Source organism: Pseudomonas sp. TH10, assembly GCF_016651255.1.
Taxonomy (GTDB): Bacteria; Pseudomonadota; Gammaproteobacteria; order Pseudomonadales; family Pseudomonadaceae; genus Aquipseudomonas.
In genome coordinates, this window is the sequence record NZ_JAEKEG010000049.1 from 21,858 (window position 1) to 28,048 (window position 6,191).

The window sequence follows — 6,191 nt, forward strand, 5'->3', positions numbered from 1 at the left end:
TCACTAAGATGTTGACTGACAAGGTGCCATCGCCAGCAGGCTGGCTCCCACAGAGAGAACACAATGCCGCAGGTTACTCGATGAAGGTTACCACGCCATCCTTCAGCGACTTCACGCGGGCCAGCGATTCAACGCGGTAGCCTTGCGAATCCAGTTCGGCGCGGCCGCCCTGGAACGATTTCTCGATGACGATGCCCAGACCGGCAACGGTGGCGCCAGCCTGTTTGATGATCGAGATCAGCGCCTGCGAAGCCTTGCCGTTGGCCAGGAAGTCGTCAATGACCAACACGCGGTCGCTGCTGGTCAGGTGGCGCGGGGAGATGGCGACGGTGCTTTCGGTCTGCTTGGTGAACGAGTAAACGGTCGCCGACAGCAGGTTTTCAGTCAGGGTCAGGGACTGGTGCTTACGGGCGAAGATCACCGGCACGCCGAGGTTCAGACCGGTCATGATCGCCGGGGCGATGCCCGAGGCTTCGATGGTGACGATCTTGGTGATGCCCGAATCCTTGAACAGCGTGGCGAATTCGTCGCCGATCAGCTTCATCAGGGCCGGGTCGATCTGGTGGTTCAGAAAGGCGTCGACTTTCAGAACCTGATCGGAAAGCACGATGCCTTCTTCGCGGATTTTCTTGTGCAGTGCTTCCATGAAGCTGTCCTCTGTTGGCGCTATGTGCGCCCTAAGGTTTTAAAAAAAGTGGTCAATTCTAGCGCTTTAACATCGCGCGTATATCAGCCAATGCGTTATTGCCGCGCACGGCTTTGACTTCGGTCGGTGTGTCGTCGTTGCCTTCCCACGCCAGATCGTCCGGCGGCAGCTCATCGAGGAAGCGGCTGGGCGCGCAATCGATGATCTCGCCATACTGCTTGCGCTTGGCGGCGAAGGTGAAGGCCAGCGTCTGACGGGCGCGGGTGATGCCCACGTAGGCCAGGCGGCGTTCTTCTTCGATGGTGTCGGCTTCGATGCTGGAGCGGTGCGGGAGGATTTCCTCTTCCATGCCCATGATGAACACGTACGGGAATTCCAGACCCTTGGACGCATGCAGCGTCATCATCTGCACGCCTTCGGCGCCGTCTTCCTCTTCCTGCTGACGTTCCAGCATGTCGCGCAGGACCAGTTTGCCGATGGCGTCCTCGACGGTCATTTCGCCTTCTTCGTCCTTTTCGAGGGTGTTTTTCAACGCCTCGATCAGGAACCAGACGTTGCTCATCCGGTAATCGGCAGCCTTGTCGCTGGAGCTGTTGGTGCGCAGCCAGTTCTCGTAGTCGATGTCCATGACCATGCTGCGCAGCGCCGAGATCGGGTCTTCGCCGGCGCACTGCTCGCGGACCTTGTCCATGAAGCGCTTGAAGCGCGACAGGCGATCGGTGAAGCGGCTGTCCAGATGCTCGCCCAGGCCGATTTCATCGGTGGCGGCGTACATCGAAATCTTCCGTTCGGTGGCGTAGTTGCCGAGTTTTTCCAACGTGGTCGAGCCGATTTCACGGCGCGGCACATTGATCACCCGCAGGAAGGCGTTGTCGTCGTCCGGGTTCACGATCAGGCGGAAGTAGGCCATCAGGTCCTTCACTTCCTGGCGGCCGAAGAAGCTGTTGCCGCCGCTCAGGCGGTACGGCACCTGGTGGTGCTGCAACTTCAGCTCGATCAGCTTGGCCTGATAGTTACCGCGATAAAGAATCGCGAAATCGCTGTACGGGCGGTCGGTGCGCAAGTGCAGGCTGAGGATTTCCATGGCCACGCGCTCAGCTTCGGCGTCCTCGTTGCGGCAGCGGATCACGCGGATCTCGTCGCCGTGGCCCATTTCACTCCACAACTGCTTCTCGAATTCGTGCGGATTGTTCGAGATCAGCACGTTGGCGCAACGCAGAATGCGGCTGGTGGAGCGGTAGTTCTGCTCGAGCATCACCACTTTCAGAGACGGATAGTCGTCCTTGAGCAGCATCAGGTTTTCCGGCCGCGCACCGCGCCAGGCGTAGATCGACTGGTCGTCGTCGCCTACCACGGTAAATTGGTTGCGCTTGCCGATGAGCATCTTCACCAGCAGGTATTGGCTAGCGTTGGTGTCCTGGTATTCGTCGACCAGCAGGTAGCGAACCTTGTTCTGCCACTTTTCGAGGATGTCGGCGTGCTCTTCGAAGAGTTTTACCGGCAGCAGGATCAGGTCGTCGAAGTCCACCGCGTTAAACGCTTTGAGCGTGCGCTGGTAGTGGGTGTAGACGATGGCGGCAGTCTGTTCCTTGGGGTTGCGCGCGTTCTCCAGCGCTTGCGGCGGCAGGATCAGGTCGTTTTTCCAGGCGCCGATCATGTTCTTGATCTCGTCGACGCCGTCTTCGCCCGCGTACTCCTTCTGCATGATGTCGGTCATCAAGGACTTCACGTCGGTCTCGTCGAAAATCGAGAAGCCGGGTTTGTAACCCAACCGCGCGTGTTCCTTGCGAATGATGTTCAGACCGAGGTTGTGGAAGGTGCAGACCGTCAGGCCACGCCCCTCGCCGGCCCGCAGCAGGGTGCCGACCCGCTCTTTCATCTCGCGCGCGGCCTTGTTGGTAAAGGTCATGGCGACGATGTACTGGGCGCGGATGCCGCAGTTCTGGATCAGGTGCGCGATTTTGCGCGTGATCACGCTGGTCTTGCCGGAGCCAGCACCGGCGAGCACCAATAGAGGGCCGCCGACGTAGTTCACGGCTTCTTGCTGCCGGGGATTGAGTCGGGACATACGAAAATTCGGGAGTCGTTGACGAAATGGGCCGGCATTTTAACAGGCTCAGAGAATTGTGCTGCTCTCTCCGACTTGTGACGCACCACGCTAACTGTATTTGCCGGTTTTGTTACTTTCACGCAGGATACGTGAGGTATTTGCGTCTAATGTTCGTAATTCCTGATACAAAAGCCACGTCTGATAACTGATGTCATTTGGTCATTGGTTGGCGGCCCGGCATAATGCCCGGCGCGTACACCACTGCAGAGTCTAGGGAGCTAGCTTGTCTACGCCTGTCGAACCCTTGCGTTTGCTGCTACTGGCCGAAGAGCCAGCGTGGACAGCGTTATTGCGCGAGTGTCTGGCTCCGATGGGGAGCGCGGCGGTGCTGATCAGTGCGCCGAGTTGGGACTCGGTCAGCAGTTTGTTCGAAGACAACCGCCATGCGGTGCTGTTGACCCTTCCCGCATTGCAACCGGCCCCGGGCCGTTGCAGCCTGCCGTCCGTATTGCTGCTGGACCACGAGCCGGCGACCGCGCCTGTTGGGGTCAGCGACTGGCTGGTGTTCGACGCCCTCGACGCCGGCATGCTGCGGCGTTGCCTGCGCCATGTGCGTGAGCGCGGCGTACTCGAAAACACCTTGCAACGCCTCGCCGAACAGGATCCGCTGACCGGTATCGCCAACCGTCAGGGTTTTCAGACCTTGCTCACGGCGCGGCTGGCGGAAAACGACGGCCGTGGCCTGGCGCTCGGCCATCTCGATCTCGACAACTTCCGCCACGCCAACGACGCTCTCGGTCATCAGGCCGGCGACCGCTTGATCCTGCAAGTCGTCGCGCGGCTGAAAAGCCAGCTTGAGGCCGGTGATCAACTGGCACGGCTGGGCAGCGACGAATTCGCGCTGTTGATCGACACCCGCCGTGCACCGCAACGCGCCGAATGGATGGCCGAGCGCATCACCGAAGCCTTGTCCGAACCCTACTGGGTCGATGGCGAAAGCCTGTTGATCGGCTCCAGCCTCGGCATCGCCCATGCCCGCGCGCAGGGTGGCGCCGACCCGCTGATGTGGCACGCGCACATCGCCATGCAGCAGGCCAAGAGCACCCAGGGCTGCACCTTTCATATCTTCAACGAACGGATCAACCGCAACGCGCGGAGCATGGCCGACCTCGAGAGTGAGCTGCGCCGGGCCTTGCGTCGCGATGAACTGGAACTGCATTACCAGCCTCGGCTTAATCTTGAGGACGGCCAGATTGTCGGCCTCGAGGCCTTGGTGCGCTGGCGCCACGGCGAGCGCGGTCTGCTGCCGCCAAGTGAATTCGTGCCACTGGCCGAGCAGAGTGGTTTGATCGTGCCGCTGGGTTATTGGGTCATTTCCCGGGCCCTGCGTGACATGCAGGCTTTGCGAGAGCGCGGTCTGCCGGCGCTGCACATGGCGATCAACCTGTCGTTTCGTCAGTTTCAGGACAGTCAGTTATTGCCGACGCTGAGCCGGTTGATCGCCGAACGCGGTGTCGAAGCACAGTGGCTGGAGTTCGAGCTGACTGAAACAGCAGTGATGCGGCGCAGCGATCTGGTCAAACAGACCATGGACGCCCTTGGACGCCTCGGCGTGCGCTTCTCGCTGGATGACTTCGGTACCGGTTTCTCGTCGTTTGTGCACCTCAACAGCCTGCCGATCACTTTGCTGAAGATCGACAAGAGCTTCGTCGGTGGCATGGAACAGCGCGAAGAAAACCGCAAACTGGTACACGCGATGATCAACCTCGCGCACAACCTGCATCTGGAAGTCGTGGCTGAAGGGGTGGAAACCCCGGAACAGCTGGAATTGCTGCGCGGCTTTGGTTGCGATCAGGTACAGGGTTATCTGATCAGCCGGCCGTTGCCGCTGGCGGAACTGGTTGAATACCTGACCTTCGGCTCAAGCCAACAGCCCGTTGTGGAGGCCATTTAAAAGATCGTCCGAACGCGGCCCGAGCCTTTGGACGATCTTTTGATCTTAATCCGGTTGAATCACCCTGAAACTGGCCTGCACCGCAGGCTCACGCCGAATCATGCGCTTCATCTTCCACTCAAACGCCAGCGTCAGGCTCACTGCCGCACACGCCAGACCCAGCGCCAGGCCCCACCAGACGCCCGTTGGGCCCCAGTCGAGATGGAATGCCATCCACCAGGCTGCCGGCGCGCCGATCAGCCAGTAGCAGGCCAATCCAACCAGGAAGGTGGTCTTGGCATCCTTGAGCCCGCGTATGCAGCCCATGGCGATGGTCTGCGTGCCGTCGAACAGCTCGAACCAGGCGGCGACGGCCAACAGGCTCACGGCCAATTCGATGACCGGGCGGAACGCTGGATCATTATGGTCCAGGAACAAGCCAATCAATTGATGCGGCAGCAGCCAGAAAACCATCGCGAAGCCGAGCATCGCCGCCGCTCCGAACACAATACCAACCTGTCCTGCCAGCCGTGCATCCAGCAATTGCCCAGCGCCGTAATGCTGGCCGATGCGCATGGTGATCGCATACGACATACCGGCGGGCACCATGAATGCCACCGAAACGATCTGCAGGGCAATCTGGTGCGCGCCCATCTGTGTGCTGCCCATCGTGCCCATGCACAACGCAGCGAAGGCGAACAAGCCGACTTCCACCGCATAGGTGCCACCAATCGGCAGACCGAGGCGCCAGAGTTCCTTCAGGTACTGACGGTTGGGCCGCGACAGGCCGGCACGCAACGGATACGCGTCATAGGCCGGATGCCGGCGAATGTGCCAGGCCAGTGCCAGCGCCATGCAGTTGGCGACAATCGCGGTGACCAGGCCAATGCCCATCAGACCGAGTTTTGGCAGGCCGAACATGCCAGTGATCAGCGCGTAATTGAGCAGGAAGTTGGCCACGGTGCCGGCGAGACTGATGACCATCACCGGCGTCGCCCGACCGATTGCGCTGGTGAAGCCGCGCAGGGCCATGAAGCTTAGATAGCCGGGCAGGGCGAACGGCAGCGCAATCAGAAACTGCCCGGCAGCGATGACGTTGGTTTCAGTCTGGCCGAACAGCAGCAATACGGGTTTCAGATTCCACAGCAGCAATCCGGCGCCCAGCGCCATCAGCCACGCCAGCCACAACCCGGCCTGGGTCAGCCGCGCCGCGCCGACGATATCGCCGGCGCCCTGACGGATAGCTACCAGGGTGCCGACTGCCGCAATCACCCCAATGCAGAAAATCGACACAAAAGAGTAGGTGGCCGCACCCAGGCCGCCGCCGGCAAGCGCCTCGGGGCTAATGCGCGCCATCATCAAGGTGTCGGTGAGGACCATCAGCATATGCGCCAACTGCGAGGCAATCAGCGGCCCCGCCAGCCGCAGAATGGCCCAGAGTTCAATACGCGCTGGATGCTTCATGATCATCACGCTCGATTTTCAGAGGGAACAGTAGACCGTCGATTTTCGGCGCTCTGGAGGATTTCCACAAAGGGATAAAAAGGATGGATGGCATGACT

Annotated in this window: 4 protein-coding genes; 1 reads left to right on the plus strand and 3 read right to left on the minus strand. The window is 60.4% G+C overall.

The features are described 5' to 3' along the window. Positions 1–73: 73 nt before the first annotated feature. Both JFT80_RS07705 and rep read right to left on the minus strand, forming a co-directional pair. Positions 74–646, minus strand: a complete 573-nt coding sequence (locus JFT80_RS07705) for a xanthine phosphoribosyltransferase (protein WP_201147466.1) — start codon at positions 644–646, stop codon at positions 74–76. Positions 647–704: 58 nt separating this feature from the next. Beyond that, on the minus strand, positions 705–2,714 hold the full coding sequence (gene rep, locus JFT80_RS07710; protein ID WP_201147467.1) for a DNA helicase Rep: 2,010 nt from the start codon (positions 2,712–2,714) through the stop codon (positions 705–707). Between the two features lie 265 nt (positions 2,715–2,979). Here rep and JFT80_RS07715 point away from each other — a divergent pair, with 265 nt between their 5' ends. Next, positions 2,980–4,650, plus strand: a complete 1,671-nt coding sequence (locus JFT80_RS07715; RefSeq protein ID WP_201147468.1) for a bifunctional diguanylate cyclase/phosphodiesterase — start codon at positions 2,980–2,982, stop codon at positions 4,648–4,650. A 45-nt stretch (positions 4,651–4,695) separates the two neighbouring features. On the opposite strand, the gene JFT80_RS07720 is transcribed toward JFT80_RS07715, so the two are convergent. Then, entirely contained in the window at positions 4,696–6,093 is a 1,398-nt protein-coding gene (locus JFT80_RS07720) for a NorM family multidrug efflux MATE transporter (RefSeq protein ID WP_201147469.1), read from the minus strand. Positions 6,094–6,191 lie beyond the last annotated feature (98 nt).